Source organism: Priestia megaterium, from assembly GCF_041941685.1.
Classification (GTDB): Bacteria; Bacillota; Bacilli; order Bacillales; family Bacillaceae_H; genus Priestia; species Priestia megaterium_C.
This window is the reverse complement of record NZ_CP130958.1, coordinates 5007456-5029036: the sequence shown is the minus strand read 5'-3', so window position 1 is coordinate 5029036 and position 21581 is coordinate 5007456. Positions and strand designations below refer to the sequence as shown.

General features: G+C 39.7%; 18 protein-coding genes. 14 read left to right on the top strand and 4 right to left on the bottom strand.

Translation table 11 applies throughout. The features are described 5' to 3' along the window. The first annotated feature begins 18 nt into the window (after nt 1-18). Nucleotides 19-528: a YwgA family protein gene (locus tag Q5794_RS26640; RefSeq protein WP_013059848.1), complete on the top strand. Its 510-nt coding sequence runs from the start codon at nt 19-21 to the stop codon at nt 526-528. 46 nt (nt 529-574) lie between these two features. On the opposite strand, the gene Q5794_RS26635 is transcribed toward Q5794_RS26640, so the two are convergent. Then, nucleotides 575-760, bottom strand: a complete 186-nt coding sequence (locus Q5794_RS26635; protein WP_013059847.1) for a 2-hydroxymuconate tautomerase — start codon at nt 758-760, stop codon at nt 575-577. A gap of 274 nt (nt 761-1034) precedes the next feature. On the opposite strand from Q5794_RS26635, the gene Q5794_RS26630 reads away from it, so the two are divergent. Then, nucleotides 1035-1679 (top strand): site-2 protease family protein, encoded by a 645-nt coding sequence (locus Q5794_RS26630; RefSeq protein WP_215054870.1) that lies wholly within the window; start codon nt 1035-1037, stop codon nt 1677-1679. Between the two features lie 19 nt (nt 1680-1698). Further along, nucleotides 1699-2211: a YwhD family protein gene (locus tag Q5794_RS26625; RefSeq protein WP_025752469.1), complete on the top strand. Its 513-nt coding sequence runs from the start codon at nt 1699-1701 to the stop codon at nt 2209-2211. A 38-nt stretch (nt 2212-2249) separates the two neighbouring features. Here Q5794_RS26625 and Q5794_RS26620 read toward each other — a convergent pair whose 3' ends face one another. Then, on the bottom strand, nt 2250-4316 hold the full coding sequence (locus tag Q5794_RS26620) for a transglycosylase domain-containing protein (RefSeq protein ID WP_374988567.1): 2067 nt from the start codon (nt 4314-4316) through the stop codon (nt 2250-2252). A 266-nt stretch (nt 4317-4582) separates the two neighbouring features. Between Q5794_RS26620 and speE the strand changes: the two genes are divergently transcribed. From speE to argS, 4 genes are all read left to right on the top strand, one after another. Then, complete coding sequence (gene speE / locus Q5794_RS26615; RefSeq protein ID WP_013059843.1) at nt 4583-5410, top strand: spermidine synthase; 828 nt, start codon at nt 4583-4585, stop codon at nt 5408-5410. A gap of 75 nt (nt 5411-5485) precedes the next feature. Continuing rightward, nucleotides 5486-6364, top strand: coding sequence for an agmatinase (gene speB / locus Q5794_RS26610; protein WP_013059842.1), 879 nt, complete (start codon nt 5486-5488; stop codon nt 6362-6364). Nucleotides 6365-6551: 187 nt separating this feature from the next. Then, nucleotides 6552-6992 carry a DUF1934 domain-containing protein gene (locus tag Q5794_RS26605; RefSeq protein WP_311591199.1) on the top strand — a complete coding sequence of 147 codons (441 nt, stop codon included), beginning with the start codon at nt 6552-6554 and terminating at the stop codon, nt 6990-6992. Further along, entirely contained in the window at nt 6989-8659 is a 1671-nt protein-coding gene (gene argS, locus Q5794_RS26600) for an arginine--tRNA ligase (RefSeq protein WP_215054867.1), read from the top strand. Before Q5794_RS26605 ends, argS begins: the two co-directional genes overlap by 4 nt. A 32-nt stretch (nt 8660-8691) precedes the next feature. On the opposite strand, the gene uvsE is transcribed toward argS, so the two are convergent. Next, nucleotides 8692-9645 (bottom strand): UV DNA damage repair endonuclease UvsE, encoded by a 954-nt coding sequence (gene uvsE, locus Q5794_RS26595; protein WP_215054866.1) that lies wholly within the window; start codon nt 9643-9645, stop codon nt 8692-8694. A gap of 24 nt (nt 9646-9669) precedes the next feature. Beyond that, nucleotides 9670-10866 (bottom strand): cardiolipin synthase, encoded by a 1197-nt coding sequence (gene cls, locus Q5794_RS26590; protein WP_251034398.1) that lies wholly within the window; start codon nt 10864-10866, stop codon nt 9670-9672. A 195-nt stretch (nt 10867-11061) separates the two neighbouring features. Here cls and Q5794_RS26585 point away from each other — a divergent pair, with 195 nt between their 5' ends. From Q5794_RS26585 to icmF, 7 genes are all read left to right on the top strand, one after another. Continuing rightward, on the top strand, nt 11062-13173 hold the full coding sequence (locus Q5794_RS26585; protein WP_215054865.1) for a (Fe-S)-binding protein: 2112 nt from the start codon (nt 11062-11064) through the stop codon (nt 13171-13173). A gap of 104 nt (nt 13174-13277) precedes the next feature. After that, nucleotides 13278-14441, top strand: coding sequence for an acetyl-CoA C-acetyltransferase (locus Q5794_RS26580; protein ID WP_215054864.1), 1164 nt, complete (start codon nt 13278-13280; stop codon nt 14439-14441). Between the two features lie 15 nt (nt 14442-14456). Further along, nucleotides 14457-15311 (top strand): 3-hydroxybutyryl-CoA dehydrogenase, encoded by an 855-nt coding sequence (locus Q5794_RS26575; protein ID WP_016765937.1) that lies wholly within the window; start codon nt 14457-14459, stop codon nt 15309-15311. 12 nt (nt 15312-15323) lie between these two features. After that, complete coding sequence (locus Q5794_RS26570; RefSeq protein ID WP_192997064.1) at nt 15324-16451, top strand: acyl-CoA dehydrogenase; 1128 nt, start codon at nt 15324-15326, stop codon at nt 16449-16451. 11 nt (nt 16452-16462) lie between these two features. Beyond that, complete coding sequence (locus tag Q5794_RS26565) at nt 16463-17596, top strand: acyl-CoA dehydrogenase (protein ID WP_013059833.1); 1134 nt, start codon at nt 16463-16465, stop codon at nt 17594-17596. Nucleotides 17597-17623: 27 nt separating this feature from the next. Then, on the top strand, nt 17624-18268 hold the full coding sequence (locus Q5794_RS26560; RefSeq protein WP_215054863.1) for a TetR/AcrR family transcriptional regulator: 645 nt from the start codon (nt 17624-17626) through the stop codon (nt 18266-18268). Further along, on the top strand, nt 18265-21507 hold the full coding sequence (gene icmF / locus Q5794_RS26555; protein WP_374988566.1) for a fused isobutyryl-CoA mutase/GTPase IcmF: 3243 nt from the start codon (nt 18265-18267) through the stop codon (nt 21505-21507). Before Q5794_RS26560 ends, icmF begins: the two co-directional genes overlap by 4 nt. Nucleotides 21508-21581 lie beyond the last annotated feature (74 nt).

The window sequence follows — 21581 nt, the reverse complement described above, 5'->3', positions numbered from 1 at the left end:
ATAGGAGTTGAAGGGGCTGTGTTAAACGATCACGCAAAGATTGTGAAAGTATTTTCCGCGGCGGGAGAAGTTGTTGGCAGAAAAAAGTTACAAAAGATGATATTTATCGGAAAAAAGCTGAAGTTTCCTTTTTATGAAAAGTATAATTTTCACTTTTTTGGACCTTATTCTGAGGAATTAACGCTTCGAATTGAAGAGCTGTGTAACTTAGGCTTTTTAAGTGAAATTAAAGAGAAAAAAGGCGGGTATATGCAGTATCGCTACGTATTAACAGAAGCGGGGGAAGGGTTTTTAAGCCACTATGACTTAGAACTTCCTCACTTGCAGGAATGTATGAAGGATATGAACGAACAAAGCTCTAAATTTTTGGAGCTTGTCTCTACGATTTTATATTTCGATAATTTACCGAAAGAAGAAGTAAAAGAAAAAGTGTTTACGCTAAAGCGTAAGCAAAACTATACAGAAGAAGACATTTCAGAAGCATACAAATATATTGAGAAACTTCAGGCAACGCTGTCTGTCCATTAAAAAAATGCCATAGGTTCACTCCTATGGCATCTTTTTTATGTAGGCGTTATTGATCACTCATGCGCTTGCCCGCTACAGCGTAATGGTTTTTAGACATTTCTTCGATGATAATGGATACTTTTTCAGGTGCTGCACCTGTTGTTTCCACAACAGCATCCGTTACTTTTTCAACAAGAGCTCTTTTTTGATCATCTGTACGGCCCTCAAGCATTTTAACAGTTACAACTGGCATAATGTGTACACTCCTTTTTGATCATTATATGATTAGTGTACCCGTTTTCTGAATAAAATGACAGTATGAGATAGTGATGGAGGCCATAATCTGTAGTATACTTTTATAATAACATCGATATAAAAAAACAGGTGTGCCCAAAGGAAGCCCATCGCTGGTCTTTGAGAACTTTTAGGGCATATTTGAAGAAACCTTGTATCTTTCTTACCGCAAAAAAAGATTCATCTAGTAGATGTGATAGGTAGAAATTATTTTAAAATAAAGGAGATAAAGAGTGGAACATTTTTTAGCTTTTTCATTGCAAGACCTTCCTTACGTGGTAATGACGCTTATTGTTGCATTCACGCTGCATGAGTTTGCACATGCGTATGTAGCTTATTTATTTGGAGACCACACGGCTAAAAAGCAAGGAAGGCTAACGCTTTCTCCGCTGGCTCATTTAGATCCATTTGGAACGCTTTTGTTAATCATCGCAGGTTTTGGGTGGGCGAAGCCGGTTCCTGTTAATCGCTATTTCTTTAAAAAGCCACGTTTAGCTGGTATTCTAGTATCGATAGCGGGACCGTTTAGTAACTTGGTGTTGGCATTTATCGGCTTGCTTATTTATTATTTGATGAATAACGCCGCAGTGGATAACGATGCGCTTTATCGTTTTGTTACATTATTTATTCAAATAAACCTAACGCTAGGTGTATTTAACTTGTTGCCTTTTCCGCCTTTAGACGGCTACCGCGTGATTGAAGACCTCGTTCCGCCGTCCACGCGAGCCAAAATGACGCAGTATGAGTCTTGGGGCATTTTTGTATTTTTAATTCTTGTGATTACACCTCTCGATCAAATTGTGATCTGGCCGCTTCTAAACGGAGCAGCAACGTTTGTTATGAATATCTTTCAGCAGATATTAGCACCACTGATTTAATCAATAGAGGAGGCTTACTATGACTCAGCCAAAAAAGAAAAGTATAGGATTTAATATCATAAAAGACGATTCAACCGACGGCCACGGCGGTTACGGTGTTGGAGCGTTAAGTTTAGAAAACATTTCACCCGTTTTTGTTTGTCCGAGCGACGAAGAAGTATTTGTAGATATCGGTGCGATGCATGCAAGAAGTGTAGTGGAAAAAGGAATTAAGTTCTTACCGAATAAAGACGAGGTGCCAAACGGCAAGTTATATTGGCTTGTGTGGGTAACGATTGATCGCAAGCAAGAAGGACCTTACTACGCAGGTATGACAGCATGTGAAATGACCGTTGATCGTGAAATTCGCCGCGGCTATAAGTCACTTCCTGAACACGTGAACAAAATGGATAAATCCTTAAAACGACGCATTATGGTAGAAGAAATGGATAACAAGTCTAAGGATTTGCTTCGTGAGTTTTTGAAGTCTCATAATGAAGAAGTTTGGACGTTATCTAATGATGACTTAAAAGAAGCGCTTCAAACATCGTAATGCTAAAAAAAGCTTAAGGCCTCAGCCTTAAGCTTTTTTTAATCAAACCATTTGGGTAACCAGTGAAACTTTTTATCTTCTTTTTCACGCTCTTTTTTCTTCGTTTTTGCTGCATGATCGATGTGATCAGTACAATATGTTTTTGGCTGTGTTCCAGTTAAATAATAAGCTTTATATTGAACAGGGCATGATTTGGATGCTAACTTTCCATTTTGAGGATTAATGTTTACGCTCATTAATCCGTTTGGTGCTTTAAACTTTTCTTTTTTCTTCCCTTTTAAAGCATCTTCCATAAATAATGCCCACATTTTTTTTGCGTATCCTTTTTCAGCTACATCATCCATTGTCCTTCCTTGATCATATCCAACCCAAACGCCTGAAACGAGCTGAGGAGAGTAGCCAATCATCCAGCTGTCTGTAGAGGTTGTGCCGGATTTTCCCGCGTAAGGACGAGATACATATTTAGAAATAGGCTTTCCTGTGACGGTTGTATAGCCATTTAGCTTTTGATTAAACATGCCTGTCATTAAATGGGTAGTAAGAAAAGCATAGCGCTTATCAATGACTTGTTTCTGTTCGGAAGGAGCTTGATAAACAACTTCTCCGTCATGGGTTTCAATTCGTTTAATAAATGTTGGACGAATTTCTTTTCCGCCATTAGCAAAGATGCCGTACGCATTAACCATATCAATAACTTTGACAGGCGAAGTTCCAAGAGCTAAAGATGGAACTTTCTTTAAAGGTGATGATATTCCAAGTGTTTTAGCAGTTTCAATCAAGCGGTTTTCCCCAATGAACAAATGCGTTTTTACGGCATAAATATTGTCTGAAAGTGCGATGGCTTGAGCCATTGTAATAGGAGCATCTGCATAATAATTGTGATAGTTACTAGGCGTGTATGTCGAAACGCCATCTTCCAATTTGAACGTCGTTTCTTCACTTTTCATTGGAGTAGATTCAGTAAAACCGTCTTTTAACGCCGCATAGTATAAAAATGGCTTCATCGTTGAGCCAGGCTGTCTTATTGCTTGAGTTGCGCGATTAAACGGGCTCTTTTCATAATCTCTTCCACCAATAAGAGCTTTCACTTGTCCATTTTTAGGATTCATCGCAACAAATGCACTTTGTACGTCTGAAGAGCTGCTGATAACATCCTTCATCTTTTCTTCTGCCGTTCGCTGCATCTTTTCATCCAGCGTTGTATAAACGCGAAGTCCATTTGTGTAAATCATGGTTTCATCAATGCCTAAATCTTGCTTTAATTCTGCTAGCGCTGCATCCATAAAGTAAGAAGCATCTTCTTTATTAGGATTTTTTTCGGCAGGCTTTGCGAATGCTAGAGGTGTTACAAGCGCTTTTGTTGCTTGCTTGGCTGTAATACTTCCATCCTCTTTCATAAGAGATAAAATGATATTTTGTCGTTTTTTTGCATTTTCTTGATGAATAAGAGGAGAGTAGTAGCTAGGGCCTTTTGGAATACCTGCTAACATACTCGCTTCACTTAACGTCAAATTTTTGGCGTGCTTATCAAAATACAGCCTAGCTGCCGCTTCAATTCCATAAGCTCCATGGCCGTAGTAAATCGTATTCATGTAGCCTTCTAGAATTTGGTCTTTACTATAATTCATTTCTAAACGAATCGTATACAGAGCTTCTTGAAGCTTTCGAGTCCACGTTTTGTCGTGCTCTAAAAACAAGTTTCGTGCATACTGCTGAGTAATGGTACTCGCTCCCTGTACTTTCCCCATAGCTTTTATATCAGCTACAACTGCTCCGGCGATTCGATGCATATCAAAGCCGTGATGCTCGTAGAAGCGCTTATCTTCAACGGCTAAAGTCGCATCTTTTACGTAAGGTGAAATTTGATTAAGTGAAACCCAGTAGCGCTTTTGTCCATTGTGAACTTCATCAAGAACTTTACCGTTTGCTGAGTAGAAAACAGCTGTTTGAGAAACGTTTAGCGGAGGGGGGCCAGCGATTTTGGCGTAGAGAAAGATGCTTATGTAGGCAAACAACAATAAAGCCCCCGCTAATATACCAAGGACGAGAAGAATTCGGAAGATGCGTCTTGCCTTTTTTAAATGTTCGGTTAATACCGTTTCCATTTCTATTCACCACCAATATGTGTCACTATGCACCGTACATGTTGTTTTCAATACAACAAAATTCTATTAAAAGAGCGGTGCAAGTAGATTCTAAAGCTTGTATCTATCATCAGTATGAAATAGAAAAGGAGGTTTTAAACCTCCATTGCTAAAAATTTTACTTGCTTTTTTGCTGAATTCATCTATACTTTTTTCATGTTTGTATAAATTATGTTAGGGTAATCTATGCATAGGTTAATTCTCAAAATAGAAGGGAAGAGTTTGAAATGGAATTATGGTTCACAGAAAAGCAAACAAAGAACTTTGGTATTACAGCTAAAATTAATCGCACTTTACATACAGAGCAAACGGAGTTTCAAAAATTAGACATGGTTGAAACAGAAGAGTTTGGTAACATGCTCCTACTTGACGGTATGGTAATGACAACAGAAAAAGATGAGTTCGTTTATCATGAAATGGTTGCGCATGTACCGTTATTTACGCATCCAAATCCAGAAAACGTACTAGTTGTAGGTGGAGGAGACGGAGGCGTAATCCGTGAAATTTTAAAACACCCAAGCGTAAAAAAAGCGACGTTAGTTGATATCGATGGAAAAGTTATTGAGTACTCAAAAAAATTCTTACCTTCAATTGCGGGCAAACTAGAAGATCCTCGTGTTGATGTACAAGTAGATGACGGATTTATGCACATCGCTAAAAGCGAGAACGAATACGATGTCATTTTAGTGGATTCAACAGAGCCAGTAGGTCCAGCTGTGAATTTATTTACAAAAGGATTCTATGCAGGTATCTCAAAAGCACTTAAAGAAGATGGTATCTTTGTTGCTCAATCGGACAATCCTTGGTTCACGCCAGAGCTTATCTCAAATGTTCAGCGTGATGTAAGAGAAATCTTCCCGATTACACGTCTATACGTAGCGAATATTCCAACGTACCCAAGCGGTTTATGGACATTTACAATGGGTTCAAAGAAACATGATCCATTGGAAGTAAGCGAAGATCGTTTCTTCGATATTGATACAAAGTATTACACAAAAGAATTGCACAAAGCCGCATTTGCTTTACCTAAATTTGTGCAAGATCTTATTAAATAAGTTATCACATACAAGTGAGATGCCAGAGGTTTAAGGCTGGCATCTTTTCTATGAATAATGAAGGAGGAACAAAATATGCGTTTTGATGAAGCCTATTCAGGTAATGTATTTATCGGCAGTCACCCTGTTTTTGAAGAAAGTGAAGCGGTTCTTTACGGAATGCCAATGGACTGGACAGTTAGCTATCGTCCAGGTTCACGATTTGGCCCAACTCGTATTCGTGAAGTATCAATTGGATTAGAAGAATACAGCCCGTATTTAGATCGAGAGCTAGAGGAAGTAAAATATTTTGATGCAGGAGATATTCCACTTCCATTTGGGAACCCTCAGCGCAGCTTAAATATGATTGAAGAGTATATCGATCAGCTTTTAGCAGCAGATAAGTTCCCATTAGGCATGGGTGGAGAGCATTTGGTTTCTTGGCCTGTTATGAAAGCTATGTATAAAAAATACCCGGATTTGGCCATTATCCATATGGATGCTCATACAGACCTTCGTGAAGAGTATGAAGGAGAACCACTTTCTCATTCCACTCCGATTCGTAAAGTTGCAGAACTAATCGGACCGGAAAATGTTTATTCATTTGGTATTCGTTCAGGAATGAAAGAAGAATTTCAATGGGCAAAAGAAAACGGCATGCATATTTCAAAATTTGAAGTTCTAGAACCGTTAAAAGAGATTCTACCAACACTTGCAGGTCGTCCTGTTTATGTAACAATTGATATCGATGTATTAGATCCGGCGCACGCTCCTGGTACAGGAACAGTAGATGCAGGCGGTATCACATCAAAAGAGCTTTTAGCTTCTATTCACGCAATTGCTAAATCAGATCTTCGCATTGTCGGAGGAGATTTAGTAGAAGTAGCTCCAATTTATGATCCGTCTGAACAAACAGCTAATACAGCAAGCAAGCTTATTCGCGAAATGATCTTAGGCTGGGTACAAAAGAAATAAATAAAGTAAAAGGCGGCCGCTGTGGCTGCCTTTTTTATTTGGAATATGTGAATGCGTCACGTACTGTAAAAAGGTGAATTCTCGGCGTATCTATCATATTTCCTTTGAAGTATTATTGAATTCTTTCTTTAGAATGTTTATACTATTTAAGTTATAACGTATTCATTTTAATAAGGAAGTGTCTTTTGTGAGTAACGCTTCAGAAGTCAAGAAACCCATTGAGGTTAAAATTGTGACGGATATCCACGATGGTCACCGAAAAGAGACAACATCGGTAAATGCAAAAGGTATGTATTATGAAAAAGGATCGAAAATTTATCTTACATACACAGAGCGCCAAGAGGAAATCGGAGATATTAGAACAATGGTGAAAATTAGCGAAGATGAAGTATCAATTAATCGAACCGGTGCTGTTCAAATGAAGCAATCGTTTCGTAAAAAGGTACAGATCGAAGGAACTTATATAAGCCCTTATGGACGTATGGATTTACTAACATTCGCTCATAACATTGAATATAAACAAATGACTCAAAAGGGTCGATTATTTTTAACGTATGATCTAGAAGTACAGGGTCAGCCTACCGGGAAATATGCGTTAACCATTACATTCAAGGAGGAGAAAAAATGAACATCGTCGAACAAGTGCAGCAAAAATTAAAAGCTGAAATTCAAGATGCTGTGGTCAAAGCAGGACTTGCTGAAAAAGCAGAACTTCCAGAAGTTCTATTAGAAACCCCAAAAGATAAAACACATGGTGATTATTCTACCAATATGGCTATGCAGCTAGCTCGTATTGCCAAAAAAGCACCGCGTGTTATCGCTGAAGAGCTTGTAGCAAACTTCCATAAATCAAAAGCATCTATCGAGAAAATTGACATTGCAGGCCCTGGATTCATCAACTTTTATATGAATAACTCTTATTTAACAGAGCTTATCCCAACGATTGTAAAAGCTGGTGAAGCGTACGGCCAAACAAACGTAGGGAACGGACAAAAAGTACAAGTTGAGTTTGTTTCAGCTAATCCGACAGGAGATTTACATTTAGGACATGCCCGCGGTGCTGCAGTTGGAGACTCATTATGTAATGTTCTTGAAAAAGCAGGTTACGATGTGTCACGTGAATACTATATCAATGATGCTGGTAACCAAATTAATAACCTGGCTTATTCAGTAGAAGCACGCTACATGCAGGCTCTTGGTTTAGAGAAAGAAATGCCCGCAGACGGCTATCATGGTGCTGACATTATAAACATCGGAAAAGAGCTAGCAAAAGAGCACGGAGACAAGTATGTAAATGCCTCTGAAGAAGAGCGTTTTGAATTCTTCCGTCAATACGGGTTAGATTATGAGTTAGCTAAATTAAAGCGTGATCTGGAACAGTTCCGTGTGAAATTTGACGTATGGTATTCTGAAACGTCTCTTTATAAAAATGATAAAATCTCAGTTGCACTTGAAACGCTGAAAAAACAAGGCCATGTATATGAAGAAGAAGGTGCTACGTGGTTCCGTTCTACGACATTTGGTGATGATAAAGACCGTGTGTTAATTAAAAATGACGGTTCATTTACGTACTTAACACCAGATATTGCGTATCACCAAGACAAAATTCAACGCGGATTTGATAAGCTAATTAACATTTGGGGAGCCGACCACCATGGATATATTCCTCGTATGAAAGCGGCGATTCAAGCGCTTGGTTATGAAAAAGATACGCTTGAAGTAGAAATTATTCAAATGGTTCAACTGTATCAAAATGGCGAAAAAATGAAGATGAGCAAACGTACAGGTAAAGCAGTAACAATGCGTGATCTAGTAGAAGAGGTAGGCCTTGATGCAACTCGCTACTTCTTTGCGATGAGAAGTGCCGATACACATTTAGACTTTGATTTAGATTTAGCTGTTTCTCAATCTAATGAAAATCCTGTATACTACGCGCAATATGCTCATGCCCGTATTTGCAGTATTCTTCGTCAAGGTGAAGAGATGGGGATTCAATCAACATCTGGCGCTGACCTTTCATTAATTAGTGCAGAAAAAGAAATGGAACTGCTGAAGAAAATCGGAGAGTTCCCTCAGGCCGTAGCGGAAGCAGCAACAAAACGTATTCCGCACCGCATTACAAACTATGTATTTGATCTTGCTTCTACGTTCCATAGCTTCTATAATGCAGAAAAAGTATTAGATAGCGATAATGTAGAAACAAGTAAAGCGCGTATTGAACTAGTGAAAGCTGTTCAAGTAACGCTTCAAAACTCCTTAAAACTAATTGGTGTTTCAGCACCTGAAAAAATGTAACACAAAAAAGAGCCTCTTGGCTCTTTTTTTATTTAAAAAACAAGCGTAGCGCCTCCCGTACGCTTTACTCCTCTCATTGATGCTAAATCTTCCACTAATTTTAGCAGCGCTTTATCTTTTAACTTTGCTTCAATCATTACGTCAAAATCTTCTCCGATATCTTTAGCTATTTGTAAAAAAGGTGCGATAAAATCAGTTGAGACATAATCAGAGTGACTTCTAAATTCTTTTTCAGATTTAGGAGAAGAGATATGTATTTTTGGTTTTAAGCCGATATGTTTCCACGTGTCAAAGATGCGAGGGAGCAATAATGCAAGAGGTTCTTCTCCTTCATTTGCTTTGTGGTGGTGATAATCAAAGAGGAGAGGGACTTTCTCTTTTTCGCATACAGCTAATGTTTCTTCAGTTGTGTATGTTTTATCATCATTTTCAAGAGTCATGCGCTTTTTAATGACAGGTGGCAGCGTTTGAATGTTTTCATGAAATCGACCGATCGCTTTTTCTTTATTGCCATAGGCTCCTCCTACATGAATATTAATAAGAGCTTGATCGGCTACTCCCATCGCTTCAAGCATTCTATAGTGATAATCCATATCTTTTACCGCATTTTCTGTAATATGTTTTTTGTCGCTTGTAAATAATGTGAACTGATTGGGGTGAAAACTCACGCGCAGCTGATGATTCCGAATCAATTCTCCTATCTCTGACCAATCGTCTTGGAACGCATCAATGTAATTCCAATCTACTTCAGGATGAGTAGCTAAAGGGACAAGAGAAGATGATAATCGATACAGCATAATTTCATGGGCAATATTAAAATGTAAAGCGCGCTTAGTATGATTCAAATTTTGTTTTGTGACGTAATGAAGCTTATCCAGCCCCTCGTCTTTTTTCATTTTTTTCCATCTAGTAAACGTGAGGGTTTTAGCAGGTGAGCAGTCCCAAAGCGACAGGGCATGTGATACATAGCCAAATCTAATTTTCATTATAAATTTTCCTCTTTTCGTTCATTAAAGTAACGGAGAAATAAAGGTTGCAAATCCTTGCTTTAGTTTTTCACTCCATTTTCGATTTTTGACATCTTCTAAAGACAAAATTGGGCATTCCCCCATACAAGCTTTAAAGCTGTTCTTTACCTCTTCAATGTATGTGGCATCGTAGATTAAACAGTTGATTTCAGCGTTTAAGAACAAGCTTCTTTTATCAAAATTAGCCGTTCCTACATCGCAGATAACATTGTCTGCAATTAATACTTTTGCGTGGTAAAAACCGTAATAATATTGATAAATCATGCAGCCTGCTCGAAGCAATGTAGGAAGATAGGCAAATGCAGCATGATGAACAAGCGGTTGATCTGCACGCATTGGAATCAATATATGAACTTGTACTCCCCGTGCACGGGCTTGCAGTAAAGCATTCATCAAAGGTTCACTTGGAATAAAATAAGGAGTACCTATGTACAATTCCCTATTGGCTTGGTTGATAATCGATAAAAAGCTTTCTTCAAGTGAAAAACCTTCAGTCGACTGTAGCTGAATAACATAGTCTCCTTCAGAGGTTGGTGGAAAGTATCTTTCCACTTTACGCAGGTCTATGCCGGTAGCAGCATACCAATCGCTCAACAGCTGCATTTGAAGATCTTGGATACCTTCACCTTCCATACGCAGGTGGTAATCTTTCCACACCCCAAGCTTGGCGTCGAGTCCTAAATATTCTCTTCCGATATTAAAACCGCCAATGTAACCAACTTTCCCATCAATAACGGCTATTTTACGGTGATTGCGTGCGTTGAGTGTATAAAATAAATAAGGCCACCGTAGCGTTCGACTGTAAGCAAAATGAACACCTTGTTTCTTTAAGAATGCAATTTTGTTTTTCTTGATTTTATAGCTTCCTACACGGTCTACCAATAACCTGACTTCAATATTTTGCTGTGCTTTTTGGACTAGTAAATCTAAAAAATCTTGGCTAATTTCATCATTTTGTACGATGTAAAACGATAAATGGATAAATGAAGAGGCATTTTCTATTTCGTGAAATAAATCTTTATACAAGACATTCCCGTCTGCGAACAAAAAAAGAGAAGCACGGCGCTTTGGAAATGTATTTTCAACTTGAGAAAATACTTTCTTTCCAACGCCAAGGTCAATTGCAAGCCAAGCAATAAAAATAATAAAAAGTAAAATTACAACCATGCCGCTCATCATGTCACCTCTTTTCCCGATGTAAATACATTTTGTGTTGTTCTTAGTGTCACCTTGTTTAAATAGAATATGAACAAAAGAACGAAAAGATATTGACTGAATGCTCATTCATTATATACAATGAAAACAGATATATTATCAGAAAATTTAGTCGTCAGGAGGAAAGAAGGGTAACAAATTATTCAAGGAGGGGACGAGATGACAGGGTTGCTGTGGGTGAATTTTCTCTTTTTTATTATTGTAACCGCTTACGCTGTTTCTTTGTTTGTATATTTAATTCGCACACGCATTGAGTATATTCAATTAGGGAAAAAAGTTGAATTTGATCAGCGGTTAAAAGAAAGGCTGCAAAAAATTTGGGTGAACGTGTTTGGACAAAAGAAGCTGTTAAAAGATAAAAAAAGTGGAATTATGCACGTCATGTTTTTTTATGGGTTTATTTTAGTTCAGTTCGGCGCGTTAGACTTCATTATAAAAGGTTTGCTTCCAGGTAAACATTTGCCGCTTGGACCTTTATATCCCGGCTTTACATTTTTTCAAGAAATTGTGACGTTTTTGATTTTAGTAGCAGTTGTCTGGGCTTTTCACCGCCGCTACGTCGAAAAGCTTGTGCGTTTAAAAAGAGGATTTAAATCTGGTTTAGTACTGATTTTTATTGGAGCACTTATGCTGTCAGTGCTTGTTGGAAACAGTATGTCAATCATCTGGCATAATCATGAACCATCATGGACAGAACCAATTGCGTCATCGATTGCCATCTTATTTAAGGGAATCAATGACGTTGCCGCTATCTCCATTTTTTATGTTTCATGGTGGATTCACTTAGCCGTGTTATTGACGTTTTTAGTATATGTTCCTCAATCAAAACATGCTCATTTATTGGCTGGACCGGCTAATGTATTTTTTAACCGTGTTTCTAAACCAGGTAAGCTTGAAAAGATTGATTTTGAAGACGAGACCCAGGAGACGTTTGGGGTTGGAAAGATTGAAGAATTCACGCAGCATCAGCTTATTGATTTATATGCCTGTGTGGAATGCGGTCGATGTACGAATATGTGTCCGGCAACGGGTACAGGGAAAATTTTATCTCCAATGGATTTAATTTTAAAGATGCGCGATCACTTAACAGAAAAAGGAGCGGTTGTGACATCTAAGGCTCCTTGGGTTCCTACGTATGCATTTTCCAAAACAAAAGGAAATCAACTGGCGATGATGGCGGCCAGCCAAGGCGGAGAAGAAGCCGCAGCAACAGCGGAATATAATCCCGCTTTAATTGGAGATGTCATTACGGAAGAAGAAATTTGGGCATGTACAACGTGCCGAAACTGTGAAGATCAATGTCCCGTGATGAACGAGCATGTAGATAAGATCATAGATTTACGACGTTTTTTAGTATTAACCGAAGGAAAAATGGACGCGGATGCTCAGCGTGCCATGACGAATATTGAGCGTCAAGGAAACCCTTGGGGATTAAACCGAAAAGAGCGTGAAGAATGGCGACATGTAAGAGAAGATGTTCACATTCCGACTGTTAAAGAAGTAAGTAAAGCCGGTGAAACGTTCGAGTATTTGTTCTGGGTAGGTTCGATGGGATCTTATGATAACCGCAGCCAAAAAATCGCTCTATCGTTTGCAAAGCTTCTCAATGAAGCGGGTGTTTCATTTGCAATTTTAGGAAATAAAGAAAAAAATTCTGGTGATACGCCGCGCAGGTTGGGCAATGAATTTTTATTCCAAGAGTTAGCTTCTAAAAATATCGCTGAATTTGAAAAAAATGAAATCAAAAAAATTGTTACGATTGACCCACATGCTTACAATATCTTCAAAAATGAATATCCAGATTTCGGTTTTGAAGGAGAAGTGTATCATCACACAGAATTATTAGCTATGTTGGTGAAAGAAGGTAGGCTGTCACCAAAACATGCGGTTAATGAAAAAATTACCTTCCATGATTCCTGTTATTTAGGAAGATATAACGAAGTATACAGTCCACCAAGAGAAATTTTGAAAGCGATTCCAGGTGTTAGTTTGATTGAAATGGATCGCAACCGTGAAAATGGTATGTGCTGTGGAGCAGGAGGAGGGTTAATGTGGACGGAAGAAACGACCGGCCAGCGCATTAATGTAGCGCGCACGGAACAAGCCTTGGCCGTTAACCCAAGCATTATCAGTTCAGGTTGCCCGTACTGCTTAACGATGCTAAGTGACGGAACAAAAGCAAAAGAAGTAGAAGAAAAGGTTCATACGTATGACGTAGCAGAACTGCTTGAAAAGTCAATTTATGGTGACGTGCAAGAACAGGTTTCATAAAGGAGAAGTAGAGATGGTCTTCATCTCTACTTTTTACAGAAAGGAAATTGAGCAAGCGTTCAATCGGCAAGGACAAAGATTAGGAAAAAGAGGAGGAAACAATAGTGGGGAAAACAGTTATTGTGAGTGCAGTTCGAACACCTTTTGGAAAATTAGGTGGCAGCGTAAGTGGACTAAAAGCAGCAGAACTAGGCGGGAAAGCGATTCAAGCAGCATCAAAGGGACGTACAGAAATTGATTCCGTTATTATGGGGTGCGTGCTGCAAGGGGGCCAAGGACAACTGCCTTCTAGGCAAGCCATGCATTATGCAGGTTTACCGTGGCAAGTAGAGACGGAAACCATTAATAAAGTTTGTGCATCGGGCATGCGCAGCATTACAACTGCTGATCAGCTGATTCGATTAGGAGAAGCAAAAACAATCATTGCAGGTGGAATGGAATCGATGAGTAACGCACCGTATCTTCTTCCAAAAGCAAGGTGGGGATTCCGTATAGGAGATAGTGTAGTGACGGATTTGATGGTTCATGACGGATTGACATGCAGCTTTACAGGAGTTCAAATGGGTACGTATGGAAATGAAATAGCTTCTGAAATGAATATTTCCCGAGAAAAGCAGGATGAATGGGCCCTTCGCAGTCATCAATTAGCGGTGGAGTCAGAAGAGAAAGGGAGATGGACTGGAGAAAGAATTTCAGTTGATATTCCGTCTAAAAAAGGAACGATAACGGTTCAAAAAGATGAAGGACCAAGAAAAGATACGTCGTTAGAAAAACTCTCGTCTCTTCGGCCTGTATTTGGTCACAGCGGAACTATTACAGCAGGAAATGCACCTAGCGTGAATGACGGAGCAGCTGCGCTCATGCTAATGGATGAAGATGTGGCAAAAGCAAATGGCTATGAGCCGTTGGCTACGATTGTAAACCATACTTCTCTTGCGATGGAGCCAAGGGAATTTCCAAAAACGCCTGGGTTTGCTATTAACAAGCTACTGCAAAAAACAAATAAGACAGTAGACGATATTGCGCTGTTTGAAATCAATGAAGCTTTTTCAGCAGTAGCGTTGATGAGTATGGAAATTGCAGGGCTTCCGGCTAAAAAAGTAAATGTGAACGGCGGGGCTGTAGCACTTGGACATCCAATTGGAGCAAGCGGCGCCCGTATTGTTGTAACGCTCATTCATGAATTAAGACGACGAGGCGGCGGACTAGGCATTGCTTCTATTTGCAGCGGCGGCGGCCAAGGTGATGCCATCATGGTAGAAGTGTAAAAGGGGGATACCAACTTGAATATTGAAACAGTTATGGTTATTGGAGCAGGTCAGATGGGAGCAGGAATTGCACAAGTATTTGCTGCGAGCGGATATCAAGTTTCTTTGTATGACGTTGATCAAAAAAATACACAAAAAGGAATAGAAGGTATTGATAAACGTCTGAAAAAGCAGGTGGGAAAAGGTTCTCTCTCAGCTAAGGAATATGAAGAAATTATGGAGCGCCTTCACCTGGCAAATGAAATAACAGCAGCACAAAAAGCAGATTTAATTGTCGAAGCGGTTGTGGAAAAGATGGAAGTCAAGCAAGCCATTTTTGCGGAGTTGGATTCGTTAGCCCCGAATCATACTGTTTTAGCAACCAACACGTCTTCGCTTCCTATTACTGAAATTGCAGCTGTGACCACTCGACCTGAAAAAGTAATTGGCATGCACTTTATGAATCCTGTTCCGGTGATGAAACTCGTTGAAATTATTAGAGGGCTGGCTACTACCGATGAAGTGTATCAAGCAGTCTATGAAACAACGAAAAAATTAAATAAAACCCCGGTGGAAGTTCATGATTTTCCAGGGTTTGTTTCAAATCGAATTTTAATGCCAATGATTAACGAAGCTGTGTTTACGCTCTATGAAGGTGTAGCAAACGAAGAGGATATTGATCAAGTGATGAAACTAGGAATGAACCATCCAATGGGACCTTTGACATTAGCAGATTTCATCGGCCTCGATACATGTTTGTTTATTATGGAAACGCTTCATAAAGGATTTGGTGATGACAAATATCGTCCTTGTCCATTGCTTAGGAAATATGTAAAGGCAGGGTGGCTTGGTCGAAAAACAGGAAAAGGATTTTTTACGTACGAAACATAAAGGAGTGGCGAAATGATCTTTTTTACGTCTGAACAACACATGATTAAAAAGATGGTAGCTGATTTTAGTGAAAAAGAAGTCGCTGCGGCTGTGCCAAACATGGAAAAGGGTGAATTTCCTCGAGGTTTATTAAAGCAGATGGCTGATCTGGGCCTGATGGGCATTCCCGTTCCTCAAGTATACGGAGGGGGCGGACTGGACTTTGTGTCGTATATGATTGCCATCCACGAAATATCAAAAGTAAGTCCAGCCCTCGGCGTCATTTTGTCTGTTCATACTTCTGTAGGTACGAATCCTATTGTCGTATTTGGGACGGAAGATCAAAAACAAAAATATGTAAAAAAACTGGCGACAGGTGAATGTTTAGGTGCTTTTTGTTTAACAGAACCTAGTGCAGGGTCTGATGCTGCAAGCTTAAAAACAAAGGCAGAACGAAAAGGAGACCACTATCTTTTAAATGGTTCAAAGCTTTTCATTACAAACGGCGGCGAAGCGGATACGTATATTGTATTTGCTAAAACGAACCCCGAACGCGGGTCGAGAGGGATGAGCGCTTTTATCGTTGAAAAGACGATGGAGGGATTTTCAGTAGGAAAAGATGAACATAAGATGGGTCTTCACGGTTCTCGAACGGTTCAACTGCACTTTGAAAATATGCAGGTGCCTGTAGAAAATCGTCTCGGAGAAGAAGGTGAAGGCTTTCGAATTGCGATGGCTAATTTAAATGCCGGAAGAATTGGTATTGCTGCTCAGGCGGTAGGAATTGCTGAAGGTGCGTTAACGGCAGCTAAAAACTATGCAAATGAAAGATATCAATTCGGAAAACCGATTTTATCTCAGCAGGGTATTGCCTTTAAGCTGGCTGATATGGAAACGGCTGTTGAATCAGCGAAGCTTTTAATGTATAGAGCCGCTTTTTTATATGATCAAAAACTTCCTTGTAAAAAAGAAGCCTCAATGGCGAAATTATTTGCTTCCCAAACAGCGATGAATGTAGCAATCGATGCGATTCAAGTTTTGGGAGGCTATGGTTATATGAAAGATTATCCAGTAGAGAGGTATTTTCGCGATGCCAAAGTATGCGAAATCTACGAAGGTACAAGCGAAATTCAGCGCATCGTCATTAGCAGTCAATTATAGGGGGAATAATCATGTTTTTTAAACTTTCAGAAGAACACGAAATGATTCGAAAAATGGTGCGGGACTTTGCTAAAAACGAAGTGGCTCCGACAGCTGCACAACGAGATGAGGAAGAACGTTTTGACAGAGGAATCTTTACGCAAATGGCTGATCTAGGATTAACAGGTATTCCATGGCCGGAGCAATACGGAGGAATTGGCAGTGACTATCTAGCTTATTGCATTGCCGTTGAAGAACTGTCTAGAGTATGTGCATCGACAGGCGTTACTTTGTCGGCTCATACTTCTCTAGCCGGCTGGCCAATCTATACATTCGGAACAGAAGAACAAAAACAAAAATACCTGAAACCTATGGCAACGGGTGAGAAAATAGGTGCTTATGGGTTAACCGAACCGAGTGCTGGATCAGACGCAGGAGGAATGAGAACGCTCGCTGTAAAGGACGGAGAAGATTATATTTTAAATGGCTCTAAAATCTTTATTACAAACGGCGGCGAAGCGGATATTTACGTCGTATTTGCTCGCATCGACCCCAATGAAAAACGCACGAGCGCTTTCATTATTGAAAAAGATATGCCGGGATTTTCAGTTGGTAAAAAAGAAAAGAAACTGGGCATTCGCTCTTCACCTACCACAGAAATTATTTTCGAAGACTGCCGTGTTCCAAAAGAAAATTTGCTGGGAAATGAAGGAGAAGGATTTAAAGTTGCGATGATGACACTAGATGGCGGCCGAAATGGCATTGCAGCGCAGGCTGTAGGAATTGCTCAAGGGGCATTAGATGCGGCCGTAGCTTATGCCAAGGAACGTCAGCAATTTGGTAAGCCAATTATTTCTCAGCAAGGAATTGCTTTTAAGCTAGCCGACATGGCCACGAGTATAGAAGCTGCAAGATTGTTAACCTATCAAGCTGCTTGGCTGGAGTCTCAAGGGCTGCCATATGGCAAAGAATCAGCCATGTCAAAATTATATGCTGGGGATACAGCAATGAAAGTAACGACAGAAGCTGTTCAAGTATTTGGAGGGTACGGTTATACAAAAGATTATCCAGTAGAACGTTTTATGAGAGATGCAAAAATCACGCAAATTTATGAAGGCACACAAGAGATTCAGCGTCTTGTCATTTCTAGGTATCTTGCTAAATAAAACACTTGTTGTAGGAGAGGTGAAAAAATGAAAAAGAGAGAAGTTCTCACATCCATTAAAGATGAAAAGCTGATTGTAGAGCGTCGTAATCAAATGATTAAAGGGGCCGTCACGCTATTTAAGGAAAAAGGTTTTCACCGAACAACAACAAGGGAAATTGCCAAAGCCGCTGGGTTCAGCATTGGTACGCTTTACGAATATATTCAATCTAAAGAAGATGTTTTATATCTTGTATGTGACAATATTTACGATGAAGTGAGAGAGCGATTAGAAGAGATGGTAGTGGATCATTATACAATCGCTGAGCTTCAACAAGCGATTCAGCACTATTTTAAAGTTGTGGATGAGCTTCAAGATGAAGTATTAGTCATGTACCAAGAAGCGAAATCGCTGTCTAAAGATGCGCTTCCATATGTATTAAAAAAAGAGCTAGATATGGTTGAAATGTTTAAGGTTATTATCGAAGGCTGCGTAGAAAACAATCAATTTGCACTTACGGATAAAGAAATTTCGCTGTTTGCTCATCATTTATTTGTTCAAGGTCAGATGTGGGCATTTCGCAGATGGTGGCTGCAAAAGCATTATTCATTAGAAGAATATACAAATATGCAGTTAGATTTTTTACTTAAAAATTTTTCATTTCAACAACTGTGTGAGGGGGAGACAGTTTGAATACAAGCAAAAGACCGCTTCGTTTTTTAACCGCTTCTAGCCTGTTTGACGGCCACGACGCGTCCATTAATATTATGAGACGAATTCTTCAAGCCAAGGGGGTAGAAGTCATTCACCTGGGGCATAACCGATCTGTTGAAGAAATTGTTAACGCTTCCATACAAGAGGATGTTCAGGGGATTGCCATTTCTTCTTATCAAGGCGGCCACGTAGAATATTTTAAGTATATGTACGATTTACTCCAAGAACAACAGGCTTCTCATATTAAAATTTATGGCGGAGGAGGAGGGGTAATTATTCCGAGTGAGATTCAAGAGCTTCATGATTACGGCATTTCTAAAATCTTTTCTCCGGAAGATGGACGAAAAATGGGGTTAGAAGGCATGATTCAATTCATGATCGATGATTGTTATTACACCAATCCCCCTGCACTGCCGAAGGATCGAACCTTAACGCCGGCTAATGACCGTTTAATTGCCCAGCTTATTACATGCGCTGAAAATGAGGCCTATGAATATACAAAAGAGCACGCAGCCGCTCTTGAAGAAATCCGAGAAAGTGTAATTGAAAGCGAGACGGATCAAAAAATACCGGTTATTGGAATCACAGGAACAGGAGGAGCGGGGAAAAGTTCGCTTACGGATGAATTAGTAAGAAGGTTTATTGAACATATTCCAGATATTCATGTAGCTGTTTTATCCGTCGATCCAACTAAACAAAAAACCGGAGGAGCGCTTCTTGGGGATCGAATTCGCATGAACATCGCAGCGTCTCCTCGTGTGTATATGAGAAGTTTGGCCACACGTTCATCTGGACATGAGCTATCGGCGGCCATTCGAGATGGAATTGCCGTCGTGAAAAAAGCGGGTTTCGACATTATCATTGTCGAAACAAGCGGCATCGGGCAAGCTGATGCTCAAGTCAAAGATATTGCAAACGTCTCTCTTTATGTAATGACAAGCGAATTTGGCGCGCCGTCGCAGTTAGAAAAGATTGAAATGATTGATTACGCAGATTTTATTGTAATCAATAAATTTGAAAAAAAAGGTTCCGAAGACGCAAAAAAACAAGTGCAGCGTCAATACCAGCGCAATCATCAGCTGTTTGAAAATAATCTCTCTACGATGCCAATTTACGGAACAATTGCGAGTCAGTTCAACGACGGAGGAACAAATATTTTATTTGAAGATCTTGTAAATCATCTGCAGCAAACATGCCGTACGTCTTGGCACGTAGAAAAATCATCAGAGCGCGTAAGTGAAAAGAAATATACCATCATTCCTAATGATCAACAGCAATATTTACAGGAGATTGTAAACAGCGTTCGCTCTTATCACCGCAATACGGATGTTCAAGTGCAAACAGCGCGTAAATTTTATCAGCTAGAGGGTGCTTTGGAAGAAGTGGAAACAGAAACAGCCAAGCAAGAGCTCACTCAGCTAAAGGAGAAATATCAAAAACAGCTAACGGCTGAATCGATTGAAAAGCTGGAAAACTGGCCTAAATTAAAAAGTCAGTATCGGCAAGAAGAACTTATTACAGAGATAAGAAATAAAGAAATTAAAACCTCTTTGCAAGTTGATACGCTATCAGGACTGCGTATTCCGCGCGTGGCCCTTCCAAAAGTTGAAGAATACGGGGAAGTTCTTCGTTTTCTTTATAAAGAAAATGTGCCAGGCGCGTTTCCTTATACAGCAGGTGTTTTTCCGTTCAAACGAAAAGGTGAAGATCCTAAGCGTCAATTTGCAGGCGAAGGAACACCAGAACGAACCAATCGCCGCTTTCACTATTTGTCAAAAGATGATGAGGCCAAGCGTTTAAGTACAGCGTTTGATTCTGTAACGCTTTATGGAGAAAATCCGGATCCAAGGCCGGATATCTTCGGGAAAATTGGCGAAAGCGGCGTAAATGTCTGTACGCTTGATGATATGAAACTCTTGTATAAGGGATTTGATCTTTGCCATCCTTCGACTTCCGTTTCGATGACGATCAATGGGCCAGCTCCAATATTATTAGCTATGTTTATGAATACAGCTATCAGTCAGCAGGTGGAAAAGAAGGAAGAGGAGCTGAAGCGTCCTTTAACAGAAGAGGAATACGAGGAAGTAAAATCGGGTACGTTGAAACAAGTGAGAGGAACCGTTCAAGCGGATATTTTAAAAGAAGATCAAGGCCAAAATACGTGTATTTTTTCCACAGAATTTGCATTAAAAATGATGGGGGATATTCAGCAGTACTTTATTGACGAGAAAGTGCGCAACTATTATTCTGTGTCTATTTCAGGCTATCATATTGCTGAAGCAGGAGCGAATCCAATTTCTCAGCTCGCGTTTACATTAGCCAACGGTTTTACGTACGTGGAATATTACTTGAGTCGAGGTATGCACATTGATGATTTTGCTCCTAATTTATCTTTTTTCTTTAGTAATGGACTTGACCCTGAATACACGGTTATTGGACGTGTAGCGAGAAGAATCTGGGCAATTGTGATGCGTGATAAATACGGCGCGAATGAACGCAGTCAAAAGCTTAAGTATCATATTCAAACATCCGGCCGATCACTTCATGCACAGGAAATTAATTTTAATGATATACGTACGACGCTGCAAGCCTTAATGGCTCTTCATGACAACTGCAACTCTCTTCATACCAATGCGTATGATGAAGCAATTACAACACCGACAGAGGAATCTGTACGAAGAGCGATGGCCATTCAATTAATCATTACAAAAGAGCATGGATTAACTAAAAACGAAAATCCGCTACAGGGCTCTTTTATTATTGATGAACTAACAGACTTGGTAGAAGAAGCGGTATTGGCTGAGTTCCAACGCTTAAATGATCGAGGCGGCGTTTTAGGTGCGATGGAAATGCAGTATCAGCGAGGTAAGATTCAAGATGAATCGATGGAATACGAGATGCAAAAACATATGGGAGCTTTACCTATTATAGGAGTAAATACGTATATTAATCCAAATGAAGAGGAGAGTTCCTCAGTTGATGACATGCAGTTAGCCCGCGCATCAAAAGAAGAAAAAAATCACCAAATTAATCAGCTTCAGAAGTTTCAACAGCAGCATGAAGAAAAAAGAGAAGATGCGCTGAAAAGGTTAAAGAAAGCTGCAACAGAAGGAGAGAACATTTTCAAAGAGTTAATGGAGACCGTTAAAGTAGCCAGCTTAGGAGAAATTACGCGAGCTTTATATGAATGCGGTGGGCAATATCGCCGAAATATGTAATAATGTATCGTTAGTATATAGTGATATATTAAAAGCCGAGATGACCGTTTGTTGGTCGTCTCGGCTTTTATAGA

Coding starts and splice junctions, on each gene's coding strand:
- Q5794_RS26635 (WP_013059847.1), bottom strand. CDS start 760: ATGCCAGTTGTAACTGTTAAAATGCTTGAGGGCCGTACAGATGATCAA.
- cls (WP_251034398.1), bottom strand. CDS start 10,866: ATGATGAGCGGCATGGTTGTAATTTTACTTTTTATTATTTTTATTGCT.
- speB (WP_013059842.1), top strand. CDS start 5,486: ATGCGTTTTGATGAAGCCTATTCAGGTAATGTATTTATCGGCAGTCAC.
- Q5794_RS26625 (WP_025752469.1), top strand. CDS start 1,699: ATGACTCAGCCAAAAAAGAAAAGTATAGGATTTAATATCATAAAAGAC.
- uvsE (WP_215054866.1), bottom strand. CDS start 9,645: ATGAAAATTAGATTTGGCTATGTATCACATGCCCTGTCGCTTTGGGAC.
- argS (WP_215054867.1), top strand. CDS start 6,989: ATGAACATCGTCGAACAAGTGCAGCAAAAATTAAAAGCTGAAATTCAA.
- Q5794_RS26560 (WP_215054863.1), top strand. CDS start 17,624: ATGAAAAAGAGAGAAGTTCTCACATCCATTAAAGATGAAAAGCTGATT.
- Q5794_RS26585 (WP_215054865.1), top strand. CDS start 11,062: ATGACAGGGTTGCTGTGGGTGAATTTTCTCTTTTTTATTATTGTAACC.
- Q5794_RS26565 (WP_013059833.1), top strand. CDS start 16,463: ATGTTTTTTAAACTTTCAGAAGAACACGAAATGATTCGAAAAATGGTG.
- Q5794_RS26570 (WP_192997064.1), top strand. CDS start 15,324: ATGATCTTTTTTACGTCTGAACAACACATGATTAAAAAGATGGTAGCT.
- Q5794_RS26620 (WP_374988567.1), bottom strand. CDS start 4,316: ATGGAAACGGTATTAACCGAACATTTAAAAAAGGCAAGACGCATCTTC.
- speE (WP_013059843.1), top strand. CDS start 4,583: ATGGAATTATGGTTCACAGAAAAGCAAACAAAGAACTTTGGTATTACA.